This is a genomic window from Companilactobacillus hulinensis (genome assembly GCF_003946555.1).
In the GTDB taxonomy this organism is placed as follows: domain Bacteria; phylum Bacillota; class Bacilli; order Lactobacillales; family Lactobacillaceae; genus Companilactobacillus; species Companilactobacillus hulinensis.
Window position 1 is genome coordinate 13,138 of sequence record NZ_RHOO01000017.1, and the last position, 20,794, is coordinate 33,931.

The window sequence follows — 20,794 nt, forward strand, 5'->3', positions numbered from 1 at the left end:
AATATGCCTTTTGTAAACAATAGTATGTTGTTTTTTAACGATATATGATATATTTAAAGTGAAAAATTTAATAAGTTGGTTTTCAGGGCAGGGTGAAATTCCCGACCGGCGGTATAGTCCGCGACCCAGCGTTGCTGGTTGACTTGGTTAGATTCCAAGACCGATAGTAAAGTCTAGATGAAAGAAAACAGAGAGGTCTGTTTGCGTATGCCCTATTTAGGTGTATTCAAATGGACCTCTTTTCTTTTGGAGATCAGCGGGAAGGTTGATTTTATGGGAAGAAGTACGTACAAATTTCACGCAATGATAGGAGTAGCTATTTTTTCAGCGTTAGCTGCTATCATTATGTTTTTCGAGTTTCCAGTTTTGTTTTGGTTACCATTTTTGAAGGTGGATCTTAGTGATGTGGTAACTATAATTGGGACTTTTGCTTACGGTCCAATTGGAGGCAGTTTGATTGCTGTAATCAAAGCAGTTTGTCATTGGTTGATTACCGGATCAGGTGTCGCTGGAGTAATTGGCAATGGGGCAAATATTGTTGGGGGTATCTCATTGTTGCTACCATTCAATTATTTTTGGCAAAAAGGCAATAAGCCTATGGCAGTAATCGCTGGAACTTTATCAATGACAGTTGTCATGTCTGTCTTGAATTACTTTGTTGTCATGCCACTTTACATGAATGTAGTGGGGATGCAACTTAATATGAGCTTGGCAAAATATGTTGTTACAGCAGTTATTCCTTTTAATATTATTAAGGCTTTGATAATTTCTGCAGGTGTATTTGTAGTTTATCCAAGACTTAAGGGTCACTTTTTTATAAAATAATCGACAAACTGACATATTTAAGGTCATTTTATAAATCTTTAAAGAAAAATTTTAAACTTTTATGATATGCTTTAAGGGATAGAAATTAGGAGGTTGGTTTTTAATGGCCGAGAATAACGAAAACAATACTTCTGGTGGTGTTCGCATCCCTCAAACGACTGACGGTATGCAAGGTTCCGTTAGTCCTGAAGATTTAAAAAAATATAATTTAGTTCCATCTGATGGTCAAGATATTCCTGTCAATAATAGTACAAATAACGTAGAGGAAACTCCTGGTGAAAATGGCTATTCTGAACCGCAACCAGTAGAACAACCTACTAGTACTCAAGATGACATTCAGGATACTCCTGAACCAGCTGATGACATTGATCAAAGTTATGATCATTTGCAAGCTAGCAAGAATGATGGAGATCATTTAAGTCAATCTGAGTCTACTGAATCAAGTGATAATTCTAGTTCAGTTCCTCCAATCGCACCTGGTATCGTGAATAATAGTCAAAATGATTATTCACATCCAGCTGATGATACAACAAGTGAACAATCACAAGTTGAACCAGATACTGAACCTCAAGAATCTCACAAACGGGTCGAAGATGATACTGAAGAAGAAAAGCCTTGGGAAAAGAGCTTTGATTCTGATGAAGATGAAGATGGACATGTTTCACGTGCAGTAAGTAAGGGTAAGCAACGTGGTAATCATACATTGGTTGCTACATTGGTTATTGCATTAATAGTAATAATGTTTATGCCTGTTATTATTCAAGCTGTTCGTGGAAGCGGCAGTGGTAGTGATTTGGATAGTGCTCAAACTGAGAAGTCTTCGGAGAGCAAAGATAAAGCCGCCGCTAAGAAGAAAGCTGCTGAAAAGAAGAGAAAAGCCGAAGCTGCAAAGAAAAAAGCCGCTGAGAAGAAAAAGGCTGATGAAGCTGCAGCTGCTGCTAAGAAGAAGGACGAAGCTGCTAAAAAGGCCGCTGCTGAAAAAGAAGCAAGTGAAGCAAAGGCAAATGCTGAAGCTAAGGAATCTTCTTCAAACAGTTCAACAACTAATGATTCTACTAATAGTAGTTCTGATAATGCTAATAGTTCACAATCACAAACAACAGATTCAAATGAAAATAACAGTTCTACAGGATCTTCAACAACTGGCACAACTAATAATAGTAATTCTTCATCAACTACTGGTACTGACAACAGTAGTACAGCTTCATCGTATTATACTGTTAAAGCAGGAGATAACTGGTTCAGAATTGCCTATAATCACAATATGACTACAGCGCAATTACAGAACCTCAATGGTGGAGTTTCAACATTAACACCAGGTACACAACTAAGAGTTAAATAATATAATTTAAAGAAGGGTCTTAGACGATTATGTCCTAGACCCTTTTGTTAAGCAGAGAGTGAAGAAGGAGCGTTAAGACCTTGAGCATTACCTAGGCTAGTGATTGTACCAATGAAATTGGTACAATCACTAGGCGTAGTGAGCACAGAGGTCTGCTCCTTTGTAACTCGTTTAAGGCAGAGAGTGGAAAAGGTTTGCTCTTTTATAGTTTATTTAAGAAGAGTAAAAAGCAAGGATTCAAAGGGAGAAGAAACAATTATGCAAATAGCTATTGATGGACCAGCATCAGCGGGAAAAAGTACAATTGCCAAATTAATTGCAAAAAACTTGAATTTTGTCTATTGTGATACAGGTGCAATGTATCGTTCAGTTACATTGCTTGCAAAAAAGCACAATGTAGATTATGGTGATAGTTCCAGTATTTTAAAATTAATGAGTGAACATAAAATTTATTTTATCAATAAAGATGACGGACAACACGTCATGCTTGATGATGAAGACATTTCTGATGCAATCAGAACTGAAGAGATTACTAATAATGTTTCTCAAGTTTCAGCCATTAAAGAAGTACGTGAAGAGTTAGTAGAAATGCAACGTAAAATGGCTGGGGACATCGATATTGTGATGGATGGTAGAGATATCGGAACAACTGTCCTTCCTGATGCTGATGTCAAAATATTCCTTATAGCTAGTGTTGCTGTTCGTGCAGAGCGTAGATATAAAGAAAATATTGGGCGTGGAATCAACACACCATTAGATGAACTAAAAGATGAGATTGCTGCGCGCGACTACAAGGATTCACATCGCAAGATTTCACCATTGATGAAGGCTGATGATGCGATTGAAGTTGATTCCTCAAATATGAATATTGAACAAGTTGTTGATCGAATTACAGAAATTATAAATGAAAATAAATAGAGATGTAGGGAGGTAGATTTATGGCAGTTCCAGTAGTAGCTTTGGTTGGGCGTCCTAATGTAGGAAAATCAACTATTTTTAATAGAATTATCAATGAACGATTAAGTATTGTTGAAGATACACCCGGTGTAACACGTGATCGTATTTATTCACGTGCTAGTTGGTTAGGTAAGGAATTCCGTTTGATCGATACCGGTGGTATTGATATGAGTGGAGAACCCATGACCGTTCAAATCAAGAATCAAGCCGAAATTGCGATTGATGAAGCTGATGTTATTGTCTTCATCGTTAATGGTCAAAACAGTGTTACAAAAGAAGATGAGGATGTTGCTAAAATTCTTTATCGTACTAAAAAACCTGTTATTTTGGCTGTAAATAAGGCTGATAATCCAGAACAAAGAGAGAATATCTATGATTTCTATACTTTAGGTTTTGGAGATCCAAATCCAATTTCTGGTGCTCAAGGTACTGGTATTGGTGATTTGCTTGATGAAATCGTTAAGGCATTCCCAGTTGAAGATACACATGAAGAGGATGAATCAATTAAGTTTAGCTTCATTGGTCGTCCCAATGTTGGTAAGTCATCATTAGTTAATGCAATTCTTGGGGATGAGCGTGTTATTGTTTCCAATATGGAAGGTACAACTCGTGATGCCATTGATACGAAATACCATGATGATAAGCTAGACAAAGACTTTACTATGATCGATACCGCCGGTATTAGAAAACGTGGTAAAGTATACGAAAATACTGAGAAGTATTCTGTTTTGCGTGCCTTAAGTGCAATTGATAAATCAGATGTTGTTTGTTGTGTTTTGAATGCTGAGGAAGGTATTCGTGAACAAGACAAGCGTGTAGCTGGTTATGCTCATAATGCTGGTAAGGGTGTCATTATTGTTGTCAATAAATGGGATACCTTGAAAAAAGATACTCATACAATGACGGACTTTGAAAACCAAATCAGAACGGAATTTCAATATCTTGCATATGCTCCAATTCTGTTCACATCAGCTGTTAAAGGACAAAGACTTGATAAGATTCCAGAACTAGTTTCTCGAGTATATGATAACCGTGAACGTCGTATCCAATCAGCCGTTCTAAATGATCTATTGTTGCGTGCAACTTCTATTGCACCAACACCAGTTGTTAATGGTAAACGACTAAGAATTTACTACATGACACAAGTTGCGGTTCAACCGCCAACATTTGTTGTGTTTGTAAACGATAATGAACTACTTCATTTCTCATATGAACGTTTCTTGAAGAACCAATTGAGAGAGACTTTTGACTTTGAAGGTACGCCAATCAAAATTTTACCAAGAAAGCGCAAGTAGCCCTAAACGGCGGTAAAATGACCGCTTTTATAATTATAATTATAAAAAATCAAGAGATTTACACTTTTATCTGATTTTAAAGCGTAAAAGCTTGTCACAGCCCTATTGCTATGGTATTTTGATTATTGGAATGATGAACACAGTCGTCGTTCATGTGTTCTAAAACTATATAAATCTCCGGAGGTATTACGTATGGCAAATAAAGCAGAACTTATTGATAGTGTTGCAAGTAAAACAGGTTTGACAAAGAAAGATGCAACTTCAGCAGTTGATGCTGTTTTTGAATCAATCCAAGAGAACCTTTCAGAAGGAAACAAAGTACAACTAATTGGCTTTGGTAACTTCGAAGTTCGTCAACGTGCAGCTCGTAAAGGCCGTAACCCACAAACTGGTGAAGAAATTAAGATTCCAGCAAGCAAGGTTCCAGCATTCAAGCCAGGTAAGGCATTGAAGGACTCAGTTAAATAGTTTTAATTTCGGGGGACGGTCGGATGACCGTCTTTTTTTATGCAGAGAGTGAAGAAAGCCGGTAAATTTTGAGTACTGTCTAAGATAATTGATAGGCATAAAGTGACTTATCAATTATCTGTAGCAGGCACAGAAATTTGGCTTTCGTAACTCGTTTATGCAGAGAGTGCAATAATAAATACAAAACAATGAATCAAATAAACGGAGGAATTAACTTTGACTAAAGCAGACGAAGTAATGGACACAATTGATGATGGAGATTTTTCAAACGTAGATAATTTGATCAATCAATCATTACAACAAGACGACGACCAAACACAATTTTCTTTGGCTGAAACACTGATGAGCCGTGGACTCTCAGTACAAGCCAAAACAATTTATGAACACTTATTACAATTTTATCCAGATGAAGGACAAATTCTTTCTAGACTTGCGGAAATAGCAGTTTCAGATGGTGATTCTGATCAGGCACTAGATTATATTTCTCAAATTGGACCTGACTCACCAGCTTATGCGGAGAACTTACTGGTATCAGCCGATATTTATCAATCACAGGGATTGTACGAAGTTAGTGAGCAAAAGTTATTGACTGGTATTAGAAGTTTCCCAGATGAAGATGTCTTCAAATTTGCAATTGCAGAGTTGTATTTTGATGAGAATCTCTTCAGCAAGGCCCTAACGTACTATGACATGCTTTTAGATGCAGGTATTGACAATTACTCTGGAATCTCAATTGTGCTTCGTAAGGCCAGTTCTTTGGCTGGTGATGGTCAATATGAGGAAGCAATTACTGAATTTGAGAAGCTTAATGCAATTGAATTAAATGAAGATGCACAATATCAATTAGGATTTTTGTATAATCAAGTAAAGGATTATAATAAATCTATCCAAACATTGGAAAAACTGCTTGAGTTGAATCATGATTATCCAACCGCCTATGCTATTCTGGCTGATGATTATTTGAATATTAAGAAGAATGACGATGCCTTCAAGTATGCCCAATTAGGGCTTAATCTTAATGAGCTTGATGAGAGACTTTATCAAATTGCGTTTGATGCTGGGGTATCAGAGCAACCTGATGAGGCTTTGAGCATTATTCAAAAGGGTATTAAGACTGTTGAAACACCACTTCCATTGATTATTCGTTTAAGCGATTTCTATGTTACTCAAGGTCAATATAAAAATAACTTGGACTTATTAAGTGGTGTTGATATTAACGGAAATCCAAAATTAACTTGGAACTTGGCCAAGTCATACTTTGAAACGGATGATTTAGCTAAAGCACAAGAGAATATTTTGCTGGTGCTTGATGAATACAAGGATAACTTGGACTATTTAACAGATGTTATTGAAATATTGCGTAGTAGTGGTGATCGTGACGCACTTAAAGCAGCTTTAACATTGTATTTGAAACAAGACCCTGATAATTCTGAAATGCAGGATTTAATGGATCAAATCTAATTTTGTGAGGTAATTACATGCGTATTGAACAACTTCCTTCCGACTTTAAAAAGGCATTGCCGGTTTTAGAAGAAATAGAAAAAGCAGGGTTTGAGGCCTACTTCGTTGGGGGAAGTGTGCGCGATCACATTTTAGGCTTGTCGATCCATGATGTAGATATTGCTACAAGTGCGTATCCAGAAGAAATAAAAACCATTTTTAAACGTACGGTCGATACAGGAATTCAACATGGAACTGTGACGGTATTATTTAATGAAGATTCCTATGAGATCACAACTTTTAGAACTGAATCAGGATATCAAGATTTTAGACGTCCTGACTCAGTTACTTTTGTGCGTTCATTAGAAGATGATTTGAAACGTCGTGATTTTACGATTAATGCGTTGGCTGTCGATCGTAACGGTGATGTTATTGATAAGTTTGATGGATTAACTGATCTTAATAAACGGGTCATTAGAGCAGTAGGTAAAGCGGAAGAAAGATTTCATGAAGATGCGCTGCGTATGATGAGAGCTGTTAGATTTCAGTCACAATTGGATTTTACGGTTGAAGAACAAACCGCTAAAGCAATCAAAGACAATGCTCATTTACTTGAAAAAATTGCCGTGGAGCGTATTCGTGAAGAATTCATCAAATTAATGCTCGGCAGAGCCTGGCAAATTGGATTTGCCGACTTCTTAAAATTAGACTTGTCGGAGTATTGTCCATCTTTTAAAGGACAACGGAATAATTTGGAGAAGCTACTAGACTTAGATAATGAATTATTTGTTGACGAGGAAGCCGCATGGACAGCTATTGGCTATGTGATGAACTTGGAGCCTAATCAGTTCAATAAGATGCTTCGTAATTGGAAGGTATCCAATAAATCACGTGAGACCAGTGTCGCTACTGATAAAATGATTAGACACTTTAAGGATGGTAATTTTGATGTCTGGGATATTTATCGTTTAGGCGTAGATAATTTTGACCGTGTTAAGAGTTTGTGTCGCTTATTTGATATTGAATTTGATGATGCCAATTTAACTCAAAAAGTAGTAAATATTCCAATAAAATCTAGCCGTGATTTGGCAATTACGGGTAACGATATTATCAAGATATTGGGTATCAAACCAGGTCCAAAAATTGGAAATTACATGTCTGATATAGAGCATAAGGTCGTGGAAGGAACCGTTTACAACAATTTTGATAAATTGAAGGAATATTTGTTAAGCAAATGAGGTTGCTGTGTTATCATTGCATTATAAGTAATTTAGTATTCGAAAGGGTGGTAATATGACAAAACATGTTTTCAAAGAATTAAAATTCTACTTTAGAAATGATGATACTTGGACAGTTAACCACGGTGAAATGAGTGATGTATGGATTGCTCGTGTAACAACAAGTTATGGACGTATCGAGGGTGGACGTATGCAAGAAATTCACCCATGCAAACGTTTCAGAATTGAGATTTTACCTGAAGCCGATTACATCAAAGACACTGACGTTTCAACAGCTGCTATGGCTGATGGAATGTTCAACCGTGTAATTAAGTATCAAGATATTGAAAAATGTGATCTTGTCTTTGAAGATGATGAAGATAAGGAACCAATGCAAATCTTCTTCCCATTCAAACAAAAAGATGCTGAAGGATTAGATAATGTTTATCAAACTTCAGCCATCTCAAGTAAGACTGGTAATTTGTACATTGCTATCGACAGTGATCATACTGTTTTTGATATCTATAACAAGGATTTATAGAATTATAAAAAACCGCTATCTTTTCTGGATAGCGGTTTTTTGCTGTCATTTGATATAATATAGAACTATATGTGACAAATCTGAAATACGTGGTGAAATTATTTGAAAACATTAAATATCACAAATGCATACAAATCTTTTGGTGAAAGAACTCTTTTTAAAGATGTAACTTTTACTATTGGTGAAGGAGATCGAATTGGATTACTTGGACTTAACGGTGCAGGTAAGACAACCTTATTGGATGGAATCGTTAATCCGGAAGATTTAAACTCGATAGGAATTGAAAAACCTAAGAATTACAAAATTACTTATTTGACACAGCAACCAGAGCTGGATGAAAAATTGTCAGTTATTGATGCTGTTTTTGCCGGAAGCGGTGAAAAATTTCAATTAATCAGAAAATATGAACGAGCATTGACTAAATTCAATGCCAATTCTACTGATACACAAATTCAAAATGAATTCTTTAAATTGCAAGAACAAATGAATGCCGCTGAAGCTTGGCAAATGGAATCAGATGTTAAGTCGATTTTGAATAAACTTGGAATTACTGAGTTGGATAAGAAAATTGAACAATTATCTGGTGGCCAGCAGAGACGTGTTGCATTAGCACAAACTTTGATTTCAGACTCTGATTTATTGATACTTGATGAACCTACCAACCATTTGGATTACGAAGCAATTGACTGGTTAGAGGGTTATTTGAACAAATATAAGGGATCGGTATTATTTGTTACCCATGATCGTTATTTCTTGAATACTGTTGCAACTAGAATTTTTGAGTTGGAAAACCGTAATGTGACTGAATATGATGGTAATTATGAAAAGTATTTGTCACAAAAAGCGGCTAAAGAAGAAATCTATGCTTCTGAGCAGCATCATAAAACTCAGATGTATAAGAAAGAATTAGATTGGATGCGTGCTGGTGTTAAAGCACGTGGTACGAAGCAACAAGCACGTATTGATCGATTTAAGGGTTTGAAAGCCGATCTTCAAGATAAGCCAGACGTTCAACAGGATATGTCAATTGACATTGCTCAACAAAGATTGGGAAATGATGTCTTTGATATTAAGGATGCTAATCTACAGTTTGATAATAAAAAAATCATCGATAACTTTAGTTATCTAATAACTAAGGGAGATAGAATTGGTGTTACTGGTTCTAATGGATCAGGTAAAACAACTTTTTTGAATACTATAACAGGTAAGATTCCTTTGGACTCTGGGAATATTAAAACTGGGCAGACAGTTAAGATTGGATATTATACTCAGTATACTGAAGATATGGATCCTGATAAGCGTGTAATAATCTATTTGGAAGGTATTGGTCAAAATGTCAGAAACACTGACGGAGAGCGTATGTCTGCTTCTCAGTTGTTGGATACTTTCAAGTTTGATCATCAAATGCAGAGTGCCTTTATTCGTGAGTTATCTGGTGGTGAAAAGCGTCGATTGTACTTACTATCGATTTTGATGAATCAACCTAATGTTCTACTACTTGACGAACCGACAAATAACTTGGATATTGAGACTTTGACGATTCTTGAAAATTACCTAGAAAGCTTTAAAGGAACAGTTTTGGCTGTATCCCATGATAGATATTTCTTAGACAAAATTGCTGATAAGCTTTTGATTTTTGAAGGCAATGGTCAAATAAAAGAAAGCTACGATTCATACTCTGGATATCTTCAAAAGATGAATGAGCAAGAACAAGCTAAGCACCATGAAGAAAAAGAAAAGAAACAAGAAGCTGCTGTTGTTGAGAAAAAGTCTGAAGAGAAGACTAAGTTAACATATGCTGAAAAGATGGAACTAGATAAATTAGAGCCAAAGATTGAGAAGTTAGACGATGAGATTTCACAGTTAAATGATCAGTTAGCTGATGAATCTAACGGTTATCAGGATTTAATGGATTTTCAACGTGAATTAGACGAAAAGAATGCTGAAGCTGATAAGATGATGGAACGCTGGGAATATCTCAGTTCTTTTGAAGAGTAATTTTTAATTAAATCAATTTAGGAGAAAAACATGGCAAATACTAATGAACAACAATATTTGGATTTATTAAATTATGTTTTAACTGAAGGCCACAAGAAAGACGATCGTACTGGTACTGGTACTATCAGTACCTTTGGCTATCAGATGAGATTTGATTTATCGAAGTCTTTCCCACTATTAACTACTAAGAAGGTTCCATTCGGATTAATTAAGAGTGAATTGCTTTGGTTCTTACATGGTGATACTAATATTCGTTATTTGTTGGAGCATAAAAATCATATTTGGGACGAATGGGCCTTCAAGAAGTTCATTGAGAGTGAAGATTACAATGGTCCAGATATGACCGATTTTGGTAGACGTAGTTTGGTAGATGAGGACTTTGCTAAAGAATACAAAGTTCAAAAATCAGCTTTTGATACAAAGATTCTTGAAGATGACGATTTTGCTAACAAATATGGTGATCTCGGATTAGTATACGGCTCACAATGGCGTCACTGGCAAAAACGTGACGGTGGATTCATCGATCAAATTGCTAATGTGATCGAACAAATTAAGACGACACCAGATTCTAGACGTATGATCGTTAGTGCATGGAATCCTGAAGATGTGCCAACCATGGCTTTACCTCCTTGCCATACAATGTTCCAATTCTATGTTAATGATGGTAAGTTATCATGCCAGTTATATCAAAGAAGTGGTGACCTGTTCTTAGGTGTTCCGTTTAACATTGCCAGTTATGCATTATTGACACACTTAGTTGCCAGAGAGACTGGATTAGAGGTTGGAGACTTTGTCCATACTCTAGGGGATGCTCATATTTATTTGAATCATATTGAACAAGTTAAGACACAATTAGCAAGGGAACCACATGCTGGTCCAACTTTGGAGATAAATTCAGACAAGAGTATGTTTGATCTTGATACAACAGATATCAAAGTTACTGGATATGATCCAGAACCAGCAATTAAGGCTCCTGTAGCCGTTTAGACTTGAGAGGTTATTTTAAATGATAATAAGTTTTGTTTGGGCAGAAGACAGTAAGCATGTCATAGGTAAGGATGGCAAATTGCCATGGAAACTACCAAATGATATGAAAAGGTTTAAAGACGTAACTACTGGTCATCCCATTGTCATGGGACGCAAGACCTATGAGAGTTTTCCTAATGGACCATTGCCAAATCGTTTGAATATTGTTTTATCTCGAAATAGGGACTATCAAGTACCAGATGGCGTTGTTCTGTTGGCGGATAAGTCACAGTTATGTGATTACGTTAATCCTGATGATGAGGTCATGGTAATTGGTGGCAGCACGATCTTTGAAATGTTCAAGGATGATGTTGATAAGCTTTATTTGACGAAAATTGACTATGATTTTGGTGGCGATACGTTTATGACCGCTATTGATTATAGCAAGTTTGATTTAATTGAAAAAAAAGAAGGTGTTATGGATGATAAGAATATCTATCCATACACCTTCGAGACACTTCAAAGACATAATTAATTGACGTAGAAATATACTGCAAAATACATTAGTGCGGTACCGATCATTACAAAAATATGGAAAATAACGTGAACGTATTTCAGATTCTTCAATAGGTAGATACAAGCTCCAATAGTGAAGGCAAGACCTCCAGCAACTAATAGCCAAATACCAGTACTACCAATTGCTTCATACAATGGTTTCATGGCAACGATTATTGCCCAACCCATTAGGATATATAATAGGGTCTCGAAGAACTTGAATTTACCGACATTGAATATTTTCCAAAGTATTCCGAATATTGCTAGTATCCAAATGATTGCGAGTATTACAATACCAAATGCAGACCCTCTAAGGGCAATCAGGCAAAATGGAGTGTAAGTACCAGCAATCATCAAAAAAATGGAGCTGTGGTCAAATATTTGGAAGACATGTTTTGCTTTTGTGAAATAAAGACTATGGAACAGTGTTGAACTCAGATAAAGGAAAAACAGGGTGAAGGCATATATGAAATATGCTGTAATTTCTAGTGGGTCACCATTGTTGAATCCTTTTATAAGTAAGAATACTGCACCGATGACTGCTAATATGATTCCAATTCCGTGCGTTATTGCGCTAAAAATTTCATTTTTGATAATATATCTACGTGTAAATGTTCTGACCTTTTTACTCAACTTTAAGACCAACTTTCTATTGTAACTGATTACATTTTAACGTATAAGTTGGAACTAAACTAACATTAAATGATTCTTTGATTATTAAAAATATTGAATAACCAATGAACTTCTAAGAATTCGCTTAGGAGTTCATTTTTATTTTCAATATTTGTGATAAGTATAATATAATAGAAAAAGATGTTAAAAAATATGAATTAGTTTTTGAAACTTTGGAAATTAATTCGAACGTTATTTTTTGAAAAGGTTTTAAACGTTGATACATCAATAAGATTTAATATAGCAGTGTAAATCTGTTATAATTTAGTCAACAATAATGAAAACCCTATGAAAGAGGGATAAAATGAGTAAAGTTAAGATCCTTACCGACTCGTCGGTACAAATAACTCCAGAAGAAATCAAGGAATACGGCATTGGAGTAGTTCCACTTACAATTAATATCGATGGCAAGACATACACGGATGGCGTTGATATCACGCGTGAAGAATTTGTTAGAGAAATGGATTCTTCAAATGAATTACCAAAAACTTCACAACCCTCTATTGGTACATTTATGAGTATAATTGATGACGTTCCTGCGGACTATACGGATATCTTGTCATTAAATATGACTGAAGCTATTAGTGGTACCGTGAATGCTGCACGTCAGGTTGCAGAGATGACTGACCGTCATATGGAAGTGGTCGATACAGAGTTCACTGATCGTGCATTGGCATTCCAAGTCATTCACGCCGCTAAACTTGCTCAAGAGGGTAAGTCTATTGATGAAATTAAAGAGGCAATTCAAAAAGTTCGTGATCATACGTACTTGTACATGGGTGTAACAAGTATTGAAAATATCTTGCGTGGTGGTCGTCTAAGCAGATTTGCCGGTACACTTTCGACTTTGTTGAATATTCATCTTGTTTTAACATTGAAGAACAATAGTTTGGACATTGCCAAACGTGGTCGTGGACATAAGACAATTGAAAAGTATATGAATAATGTCATGGAAGAAGTTAAGAGTCTTGAAAATATCAAGGCAATTGGTATTTCATATGTTGATAAAATGGATTATGTAAATGAATTGAAGGATAAATTGAAAGAGATAGTGCCTGATGTTCCTCTATTGATCAGAGTAACAAGCCCAGTTATTGCTACACATGCTGGATCAGGAGCTTTTGCAATCGAATTCTATACAGAGTAAACTTAGTAAAAGCTGATGAAAAAACATCAGCTTTTTTTGAAAGATGGATTAGTATATGAAGAAAAAAAATATTTGGATTACTATAATTATTGTTATTTTAGTAGCAATTGGCGGTGGATTGGGTTATTATTTTACTCAATCTAAAACTAATGAACAGACTAAGACTGGTAATAAGGTTGAACAGGTTTCAGTTAAGAAGAAAAAGAAAAAAGTTGTTCAGAAAAAAAGTGAAATTAACATTGTTGCAGTTGGTGATTCATTGACACAAGGAGTTGGTGATTCATTGACACAAGGAGTTGGTGATTCTAAGTCTGTTGGTGGCGGATATGTGACTCGTCTAAAACAAGATGTTGCAAAGAAATACAAAGTAAAGACTAATGCGTATAACTATGGTGTTTCTGGTGATACAAGTAATCAAATAATGACTAGGATCCAAAATGATGACAAGATGCACAAGGATTTGCCAAAGGCTGATATTATTACTGTTACAGTTGGTGGAAATGACTTTATGCATTTGCTTAAGCGTAAAGGATTAGATTTGACTGAGTCAGATATTACCACTGAACAAGGTCAATTTGATGAAAGATTGAAACAATTATTATCAGATATCAGAAGTTACAATAAGGATGCTCCTATTTATTTAATAGGTATATATAACCCATTTAGTATTTACTTATCCAATGTTAAGTACGCCAAAACGGCGTTTATCAATTGGAATAAGGCATCAGCTCAAGTTGCAGAGGGCTATAACGATACTTACTTTATCAATATTAATGATTTGTATCAGCCAAGTGACAAAGTGTTGAAAGAAAAGGGAACTAATCCATACCTTTATACCGGGGACCACTTCCATCCAAATGGCAAGGGGTACGATATGATGACTGAACAAGTCTTTGACGAGGTAAGCAAAACAACGAAGGAATGGCTGATTAAATAGTTATGAAGAAAAGAAATTATTGGAAATATGCATTTTTAGCTCTAGTAGCAGTTTTGGTGGTTGGTGTTGGAATCTTAGGAACAAAGATTTTTAGCTCTTCTAGTGAAACTTATCAAGTGTCATCAAAAATTGAGTCACAGAACGATAAGGTTTTTACAGTTGATATGAACAAGAGCGAAGCTAATAAAATGGCTCAGTATTATTTGAAGAATACATTGAATGATGGCAAAACTGAATATCAATTAAAACTTAAAAAAGATGCTGAACTTACTGGTGCAATTGCGTTCCTAGGTTCTAAGATCCATTTCACATTGGTTATGTCTCCATATGCCAAAACTAATGGGGATGTTCTTTTGAAAGCAAAGGATATTAGAATTGGCGAATTGTCATTGCCAATCAAATTCGTTATGAATTATATTAACAATAGCTTCAAGATTCCTGATTGGGTCAGTGTTAATAGCAAGGATGAAACTATTCTTTTGAAGTTTACTAAGTTCACGACAAAAGAAGGTTATGGTATTCGTGCTAAGAAGATTGATCTGAAGAATGATAAATTGTCGTTTGATATTATGAATAATAAAATAACAAGTAAACAGTAATTAGGAGGAGCAATGAGGCGAAGTTTTTATGAATTTTTGATGACATTAAGAAATGTCAACAGTAGTGAGCCGGAAGCTGAATTCGCAAATAATGCTCATCGGGATCAATCATTTCCTAAGCAAGAAACAGATTATGAGAAGATCTCAAATTATTTGGAATTAAATGCCGGTTATTTACCAAGCATGACCATCTTTGATGAAGCGTACCAAAAGTATCAAGACACAGACAGAAAATAGGTGATAAATATGGCGTTACAATGGTATCCGGGACATATGAATAAGGCAAAGAATCAAGTGCAGGATCGACTTAAGTTGGTTGATATTGTACTAGAAATTGTGGATGCACGACTTCCTTTTAGTTCAAGGAACCCAGTTTTGGAACAGATTATTGATCAAAAAAAGCACATTATTATTTTGAACAAATCTGACTTGGCTGATCCTAAACTAACAAGTGACTGGAAACTGAGTTTTGAGCAAGAAGGCATACGTTCAGTTGAATTGGATGCAAAACACAATAAAGGATTGGGTAAGATCAATGATCTGATACATTCTGAATTGGCCGATAAAATTGAAAAGTACGAGAATAATGGTGTAAAAAATTACCGTATCAAGGCAATGTGCATTGGAATTCCCAACGTTGGTAAGTCAACTATCCTGAATAGAATCGTTGGAAAAAACGTTGCTGTTACTGGTAATAAACCAGGTGTTACTAAGAATCAAAATTGGTTAAAGACTAAGTATGATATTGATCTATTGGACACACCAGGAATCCTTTGGCCAAAAATTGATGATCCTAAAGTTGGAATGAAGCTTGCATTATCTGGAGCTATCAAGGATAAAATCTATGCTCCTGACGATGTTGCTATTTATGCTTTGAACTTTCTAGAGGCACATTATTTAGAGAGATTACAAGAGACATATGGTTTAGACAAGAGTGATCTGTTCGATCATACAACACCAGAATTGTTGATGCATTTGACCGAAAAACTTGGATATAAAGAAGACTATGAACGTGCTTCAAGACGTATTATTGAGGATGTTCGTAAACTGAAACTTGGTCGTGTGACATTTGATGTACCAGGTGAGTTCTATGAAGAATAAAATGACGATCAAGGATGTCAAGAGTCTACTGAGCCAAGAACTTGGTTCAGTAGATGACGATACCCTTGTTTTGTTGCGCTCTGATGAACGTAGTGGTGTACAAAAATTATTAACGCAATATTATAAAAAAATCGAGCAACAAAAAGAACTTATTGATAAGTTCCATAATAAAGAGTTCTTAGAACGTGACTATTGGAATCACGGTCTATACGTTGCTGGTGTGGATGAAGTTGGACGTGGCCCTCTTGCTGGTCCAGTAGTTACAGCGGCTGTTATTTTACCACCAGATAATACTCTGTACGAAGTTGATGATTCTAAGAAGTTGACGGCAAAAAAACGTGACGTACTTTATCGACAAATTTGTGAGCAAGCAATTGATATTTCTATTGGTGTTGGAAGTCCACAATTGATCGATCAAGAGAATATTTATCATGCTACCGAGTTAGTCATGAAAGATGCAATCGACAGATTGTACTTAAAACCCAATCATATCCTGGTAGATGCAATGACGATACCAGTTAACATTGGCCAAACTAAATTGATCAAGGGTGATTCTAAGTCATTGAGTATTGGTGCGGCCAGTATTGTTGCTAAAGTATCAAGAGATAGATTAATGGCTGCTTATGACAAGTTGTATCCTGAATTTGGATTTTTGAAGAATGATGGATATGGTACCAAAGAACATTTGCAAGCATTGGACAAATATGGTCGTACGCCAATTCATCGGATGAGTTTTTCACCAGTCCGTAATACAAATAAGTTATATCAAACACCATTTTCGTAATTTAATTATGAAAGTGGTGTTTTTATATGATGAATGAATTAACAAGAGTTTTAATAAAATGTCGATTAACGATGATGATTTCGAATCAGGAAATGTTAAAAATTGTTAAATTGTCACTGAATAGTGATAATCTGGAACAAGATGCTTTTTTGATGCTTAAAGGATTCTGGAAGCTGGAAAAATATAACCAGTTTCTACTATTATTTAGGCAGCAAAATGTGTCAGGTATTCAAGCAATAAATTATTTGGAAGATGCATATCCTGAGAGATTAAGAGAGATATATAACCCTCCTGCCTTGCTATTTTATCGTGGAAATATTAGTCTGTTACAAACTGATTGTGTGGCAATAGTTGGTGCTAGAGAAGCTACTGAGTACAGCTATCGTTGTATTAATGGACTTGTACCAAGGATTGTAGACCGTTATACTATTGTAAGCGGTTTGGCTAAGGGAGTTGACGGCTGGGCTCATCAGGCAACCTTGAAAAGTCATGGCAAAACTATTGCTGTGATCGGTAATAGCCTTGAGGATTTCTATCCGTCAGTTAATAAACAACTTCAAATGAAAATTTTTGAATTTGGGGTGGTTATTAGTGAATATCCACCGGGATGTCACATTCAAAGGTGGCATTTCCCACAGCGAAACCGTATAATCGCAGGTATTAGTCAACGGACGGTCGTAACCGAGGCGAAAGAACGCAGCGGATCGTTGATTACTGCTGAATTAGCAATGCAAGAGGGCAGAGATGTTTATGCAATACCTGGTAAGATTGACGAAAGTTCGTCAAAAGGGTGCAATAAACTGATTGAAGAAGGTGCAATTCCACTGATTAATTTTAGTGATTTTTAGATAACGCTTTCCCAAATCAGTAATTAAATGTATCATTTGAATTGACAAATTTATAAATTATAAATATTATATTGAACAGTTTCCTAATTGATTCATTTCAGAAAGGAGCACTTTGCGTGCCAGCGAAACAAAAGAATTTGGTGATCGTTGAATCACCTTCAAAAGCAAAAACAATTGAAAAATATTTGGGACGTAATTATCACGTTGTAGCTAGTTTGGGACATGTTAGAGATTTACCTAAGAGTCAAATGGGTGTTGATATCGAACATGACTACGAACCTAAGTACATCTCTATTCGTGGTAAAGGTCCTGTTATTAAAGATTTAAAGAAAGAGGCTAAAAAAGCCAAACGAGTTTATCTGGCAGCCGATCCGGATCGTGAAGGAGAAGCTATTGCTTGGCATGTTTCCCATTTATTGGGACTTGATGTCAACGGAGATAATCGTGTTGTATTTAATGAAATTACAAAGGATACAGTTAAGCAAGCATTTAAGACACCTCGTAGCATTGATATGAACCTAGTTGATGCACAACAGGCTCGTCGTGTGCTTGATAGATTGGTTGGTTATTCTATTTCACCAATTCTTTGGGCAAAAGTTAAAAAAGGTTTGAGTGCTGGACGTGTTCAGTCAATCGCCTTGAAACTTGTCATTGAACGTGAAAAAGAAATTAAGAAGTTCGTTCCTGAAGAATATTGGACTATTGAATCAACCTTTAAGTATAATAAGGATAAGTTCAAAGCTAATTTCTATGGTGTTGATCACAAGAAGGCTGAACTAAAGAACAATGATCAAGTTCAAGAAATCCTTGGCAAAATCAATAAAGAAGACGACTTTGATATTGAAAAAGTAACCAAAAAAGAACGTAAGAGATTCCCTGCAGCTCCATTTACGACTAGTTCACTTCAACAGGAAGCTAACCGTAAGCTCAATTACAAAACTAGAAAAACGATGATGATTGCTCAGCAATTATATGAAGGAATCAATCTTGGTAGAAAAGAAGGTACGGTAGGTTTAATTACTTATATGCGTACCGATTCCAAGCGTATTTCAAAAGTTGCTCAAGCAGAAGCATCAGAATTCATTCATAAAGAATATGGTGAACCATTCGCAGCTGTTAAGATGCGTAAGGATAAGAACCAAGAAGGTGCACAAGATGCCCATGAAGCTATTCGTCCATCTTCTGTACTTCGTACTCCTAAATCATTAAAAGATATTTTGACACGTGATCAATTCCGTCTATATGAATTGATTTGGTCAAGATTTGTTGCCAGTCAGATGACACCAGCTGTTTATGACACAATGACAGTTGATTTGACACAAAATGGTGTAATGTTCAGAGCCAATGGTTCAAAGATCAAGTTTGAAGGTTACCGCAAGGTTTACCAAAGTACTTCAGAATCAAACAAGAAGGACAATATCCTTCCTGAATTGGCTGAGGGCGACAAGGCAAAACTTCAAGCAAACGATCCGGCTCAACATTTCACACAGCCACCTGCAAGATTCACTGAAGCTTCACTTGTTAAGGCGTTGGAAGAAAACGGCGTTGGTCGTCCATCAACTTATGCTCCAACAATTGATACCATTCAAAGACGTTATTATGTTAAATTGAACGGTAAGAGCTTTGAACCTACGGAGCTAGGTGAAATCGTTGATAATCTAATTCAAGATTACTTCCCTGATGTTGTTAATATTGATTTTACAGCTCATCTAGAAGATGAACTTGATGAAATTGAAGAAGGTAAAGAGAATTGGGTAGAGGTCGTTGACCACTACTACAAACCATTTGCCAAAGAACTTGAGTCAGCAGAGAGTAAAATTGAAAAGGTTCAAATCAAGGATGAACCAGCTGGTATGGATTGTGATATCTGTGGCGCACCTATGGTTATCAAAATGGGTCGTTATGGTAAGTTCTATGCATGTTCAAGATTCCCAGATTGTCGTAATACTAAGCCAATCGTTAAGGAGATCGGTGTAATTTGTCCTAAGTGTAAGAAGGGACAAGTTATCGAAAGAAAATCAAAGAAGAACCGTATTTTCTACGGTTGTTCAAGATATCCTGATTGTGACTTCGTTTCATGGGACAAACCAATTGGACGTGATTGTCCTAAGGATGGCCATTACTTGGTTGAAAAGAAGGTCAAGGGTGGTCGCCAAATTCTATGTCCAAATGGCGATTATGAAGAACAGGTTCAAAAATAGATGATCGAACAAGATTTGATAGACAAATTTATTGATTATTTGATGATCAATCATCATTATTCAAAAGATACTAAGAATTCATATTTAGAAGATATTAATAATTTTGTTAAATTTCTTGATAGTAATGGTGGATTCAAAGGATTTACGACGGTCAATCGTGTCGATGTCGAAACTTATCTGACTTATCTAGATGAGAAGGATTATGCTGATGAAACAGTAGCAAGAAGAATTTCAGCTTTGAGATCGTTTTATAACTTCTTGTTGCGTAATAAATTCATGAAAACAAATCCATTTGATCTGGTTCAACTTCGTCATAAAGGCCGTAAACTTCCCCGTTTCTTTTATGAAAAGGAAATGAATCAACTATTTGAAGCTGTCAAAGGTGACGATGCGCTTTCTGAAAGAAATTCGGCGTTATTAGAGTTACTATATGCTACTGGGATGCGTGTTAGTGAATGTGCCAATCTCACATTGGAACAGCTTGATTTTACTAACGGAATTGTTTTAGTACATGGTAAAGGTGACAAAGATCGCTATGTTCCCTTTGGGAGCTATGCACAAACTGCGTTAAATCGTTATATTGATGACGGCAGAAAAAAATTGATGGCCGCTACCGTGCAGGACCATCAATTTGTCTTCGTTAATAATCGTGGCAAAGGTATAACTAGTCGAGGAATTGAATACATTCTTGATCAAGTTATCAAGAAGACCAGTTTAACGGCTGACATTCACCCCCATATGATTCGTCATACTTTTGCCACCCACATGCTTGATCATGGGGCCGATTTAAGAACAGTCCAAGAATTGCTTGGACATTCTAGTTTATCGACCACACAGATTTATACGCACGTGACGATGGAGCATCTACAAAAAGACTATAAGAAATATTTTCCAAGGTAAG

21 protein-coding genes and 1 riboswitch are annotated in these 20,794 nt (G+C 35.9%); of the genes, 20 read left to right on the forward strand and 1 reads right to left on the reverse strand.

All coding sequences use genetic code 11. The features are described from left to right. Window positions 1-74: 74 nt before the first annotated feature. Window positions 75-193, forward strand: a riboswitch (FMN riboswitch). A gap of 80 nt (window positions 194-273) precedes the next feature. From EKM66_RS08935 to EKM66_RS08985, 11 genes are all read left to right on the forward strand, one after another. Then, entirely contained in the window at window positions 274-825 is a 552-nt protein-coding gene (locus EKM66_RS08935; RefSeq protein WP_125763766.1) for an ECF transporter S component, read from the forward strand. A gap of 103 nt (window positions 826-928) precedes the next feature. Continuing rightward, window positions 929-2,167 (forward strand): LysM peptidoglycan-binding domain-containing protein, encoded by a 1,239-nt coding sequence (locus tag EKM66_RS08940; RefSeq protein WP_125763768.1) that lies wholly within the window; start codon window positions 929-931, stop codon window positions 2,165-2,167. 258 nt (window positions 2,168-2,425) lie between these two features. Then, window positions 2,426-3,085, forward strand: a complete 660-nt coding sequence (gene cmk, locus EKM66_RS08945; protein ID WP_125763770.1) for a (d)CMP kinase — start codon at window positions 2,426-2,428, stop codon at window positions 3,083-3,085. A gap of 20 nt (window positions 3,086-3,105) precedes the next feature. Beyond that, window positions 3,106-4,419, forward strand: a complete 1,314-nt coding sequence (gene der, locus EKM66_RS08950) for a ribosome biogenesis GTPase Der (protein ID WP_125763772.1) — start codon at window positions 3,106-3,108, stop codon at window positions 4,417-4,419. Window positions 4,420-4,611: 192 nt separating this feature from the next. Continuing rightward, a complete protein-coding gene (locus EKM66_RS08955) occupies window positions 4,612-4,887 on the forward strand; it encodes an HU family DNA-binding protein (protein WP_010623460.1) in 276 nt (91 codons plus the stop codon). 216 nt (window positions 4,888-5,103) lie between these two features. After that, complete coding sequence (locus tag EKM66_RS08960; protein ID WP_125763774.1) at window positions 5,104-6,348, forward strand: tetratricopeptide repeat protein; 1,245 nt, start codon at window positions 5,104-5,106, stop codon at window positions 6,346-6,348. A 17-nt stretch (window positions 6,349-6,365) separates the two neighbouring features. Beyond that, a complete protein-coding gene (locus EKM66_RS08965) occupies window positions 6,366-7,565 on the forward strand; it encodes a CCA tRNA nucleotidyltransferase (protein ID WP_125763776.1) in 1,200 nt (399 codons plus the stop codon). 55 nt (window positions 7,566-7,620) lie between these two features. Further along, window positions 7,621-8,085: a hypothetical protein gene (locus tag EKM66_RS08970; protein ID WP_125763778.1), complete on the forward strand. Its 465-nt coding sequence runs from the start codon at window positions 7,621-7,623 to the stop codon at window positions 8,083-8,085. A 102-nt stretch (window positions 8,086-8,187) separates the two neighbouring features. Beyond that, window positions 8,188-10,083: an ABC-F family ATP-binding cassette domain-containing protein gene (locus tag EKM66_RS08975; RefSeq protein ID WP_125763780.1), complete on the forward strand. Its 1,896-nt coding sequence runs from the start codon at window positions 8,188-8,190 to the stop codon at window positions 10,081-10,083. Between the two features lie 30 nt (window positions 10,084-10,113). Next, window positions 10,114-11,070 (forward strand): thymidylate synthase, encoded by a 957-nt coding sequence (locus EKM66_RS08980; RefSeq protein ID WP_125763782.1) that lies wholly within the window; start codon window positions 10,114-10,116, stop codon window positions 11,068-11,070. A gap of 19 nt (window positions 11,071-11,089) precedes the next feature. Next, on the forward strand, window positions 11,090-11,584 hold the full coding sequence (locus EKM66_RS08985; protein ID WP_225426584.1) for a dihydrofolate reductase: 495 nt from the start codon (window positions 11,090-11,092) through the stop codon (window positions 11,582-11,584). Here EKM66_RS08985 and trhA read toward each other — a convergent pair. Further along, the gene (trhA, locus tag EKM66_RS08990; protein WP_125763844.1) at window positions 11,581-12,237 is read right to left on the reverse strand and encodes a PAQR family membrane homeostasis protein TrhA; all 657 of its coding nucleotides are present in this window, start codon (window positions 12,235-12,237) and stop codon (window positions 11,581-11,583) included. The two genes, EKM66_RS08985 and trhA, sit on opposite strands and share 4 nt — an antisense overlap. A 343-nt stretch (window positions 12,238-12,580) precedes the next feature. Between trhA and EKM66_RS08995 the strand changes: the two genes are divergently transcribed. The 9 genes from EKM66_RS08995 to xerC all read left to right on the forward strand — a co-directional run bounded on the left by EKM66_RS08995 (window position 12,581) and on the right by xerC (window position 20,793). After that, window positions 12,581-13,423 carry a DegV family protein gene (locus EKM66_RS08995; RefSeq protein WP_125763784.1) on the forward strand — a complete coding sequence of 281 codons (843 nt, stop codon included), beginning with the start codon at window positions 12,581-12,583 and terminating at the stop codon, window positions 13,421-13,423. A 55-nt stretch (window positions 13,424-13,478) separates the two neighbouring features. Next, window positions 13,479-14,360 carry a GDSL-type esterase/lipase family protein gene (locus tag EKM66_RS09000; RefSeq protein ID WP_125763786.1) on the forward strand — a complete coding sequence of 294 codons (882 nt, stop codon included), beginning with the start codon at window positions 13,479-13,481 and terminating at the stop codon, window positions 14,358-14,360. A 2-nt stretch (window positions 14,361-14,362) separates the two neighbouring features. Then, the gene (locus EKM66_RS09005) at window positions 14,363-14,959 is read left to right on the forward strand and encodes a YpmS family protein (RefSeq protein WP_125763788.1); all 597 of its coding nucleotides are present in this window, start codon (window positions 14,363-14,365) and stop codon (window positions 14,957-14,959) included. Window positions 14,960-14,971: 12 nt separating this feature from the next. Then, a complete protein-coding gene (locus tag EKM66_RS09010) occupies window positions 14,972-15,196 on the forward strand; it encodes a YozE family protein (protein WP_125763789.1) in 225 nt (74 codons plus the stop codon). Between the two features lie 9 nt (window positions 15,197-15,205). Then, window positions 15,206-16,060: a ribosome biogenesis GTPase YlqF gene (ylqF, locus tag EKM66_RS09015; RefSeq protein WP_125763791.1), complete on the forward strand. Its 855-nt coding sequence runs from the start codon at window positions 15,206-15,208 to the stop codon at window positions 16,058-16,060. A gap of 1 nt (window position 16,061) precedes the next feature. Further along, entirely contained in the window at window positions 16,062-16,844 is a 783-nt protein-coding gene (locus EKM66_RS09020; protein ID WP_164505104.1) for a ribonuclease HII, read from the forward strand. 26 nt (window positions 16,845-16,870) lie between these two features. Continuing rightward, on the forward strand, window positions 16,871-17,692 hold the full coding sequence (dprA, locus tag EKM66_RS09025; RefSeq protein ID WP_225426585.1) for a DNA-processing protein DprA: 822 nt from the start codon (window positions 16,871-16,873) through the stop codon (window positions 17,690-17,692). 116 nt (window positions 17,693-17,808) lie between these two features. After that, complete coding sequence (topA, locus tag EKM66_RS09030) at window positions 17,809-19,893, forward strand: type I DNA topoisomerase (RefSeq protein WP_125763794.1); 2,085 nt, start codon at window positions 17,809-17,811, stop codon at window positions 19,891-19,893. Continuing rightward, entirely contained in the window at window positions 19,894-20,793 is a 900-nt protein-coding gene (gene xerC / locus EKM66_RS09035; RefSeq protein ID WP_125763796.1) for a tyrosine recombinase XerC, read from the forward strand. The last annotated feature ends 1 nt before the right edge of the window (window position 20,794 follow it).

Excerpts from the sequence above, each read along its gene's own strand:
- EKM66_RS08995 (WP_125763784.1), top strand. The coding sequence starts at position 12,581 with ATGAGTAAAGTTAAGATCCTTACCGACTCGTCGGTACAAATAACTCCA.
- EKM66_RS08940 (WP_125763768.1), top strand. The coding sequence starts at position 929 with ATGGCCGAGAATAACGAAAACAATACTTCTGGTGGTGTTCGCATCCCT.
- EKM66_RS08955 (WP_010623460.1), top strand. The coding sequence starts at position 4,612 with ATGGCAAATAAAGCAGAACTTATTGATAGTGTTGCAAGTAAAACAGGT.
- EKM66_RS08985 (WP_225426584.1), top strand. The coding sequence starts at position 11,090 with ATGATAATAAGTTTTGTTTGGGCAGAAGACAGTAAGCATGTCATAGGT.
- dprA (WP_225426585.1), top strand. The coding sequence starts at position 16,871 with ATGATGAATGAATTAACAAGAGTTTTAATAAAATGTCGATTAACGATG.
- der (WP_125763772.1), top strand. The coding sequence starts at position 3,106 with ATGGCAGTTCCAGTAGTAGCTTTGGTTGGGCGTCCTAATGTAGGAAAA.
- ylqF (WP_125763791.1), top strand. The coding sequence starts at position 15,206 with ATGGCGTTACAATGGTATCCGGGACATATGAATAAGGCAAAGAATCAA.
- xerC (WP_125763796.1), top strand. The coding sequence starts at position 19,894 with ATGATCGAACAAGATTTGATAGACAAATTTATTGATTATTTGATGATC.
- EKM66_RS08965 (WP_125763776.1), top strand. The coding sequence starts at position 6,366 with ATGCGTATTGAACAACTTCCTTCCGACTTTAAAAAGGCATTGCCGGTT.
- cmk (WP_125763770.1), top strand. The coding sequence starts at position 2,426 with ATGCAAATAGCTATTGATGGACCAGCATCAGCGGGAAAAAGTACAATT.
- EKM66_RS09010 (WP_125763789.1), top strand. The coding sequence starts at position 14,972 with ATGAGGCGAAGTTTTTATGAATTTTTGATGACATTAAGAAATGTCAAC.
- EKM66_RS08980 (WP_125763782.1), top strand. The coding sequence starts at position 10,114 with ATGGCAAATACTAATGAACAACAATATTTGGATTTATTAAATTATGTT.
- EKM66_RS09020 (WP_164505104.1), top strand. The coding sequence starts at position 16,062 with ATGACGATCAAGGATGTCAAGAGTCTACTGAGCCAAGAACTTGGTTCA.
- EKM66_RS09000 (WP_125763786.1), top strand. The coding sequence starts at position 13,479 with ATGAAGAAAAAAAATATTTGGATTACTATAATTATTGTTATTTTAGTA.
- EKM66_RS08970 (WP_125763778.1), top strand. The coding sequence starts at position 7,621 with ATGACAAAACATGTTTTCAAAGAATTAAAATTCTACTTTAGAAATGAT.
- EKM66_RS08935 (WP_125763766.1), top strand. The coding sequence starts at position 274 with ATGGGAAGAAGTACGTACAAATTTCACGCAATGATAGGAGTAGCTATT.
- EKM66_RS09005 (WP_125763788.1), top strand. The coding sequence starts at position 14,363 with ATGAAGAAAAGAAATTATTGGAAATATGCATTTTTAGCTCTAGTAGCA.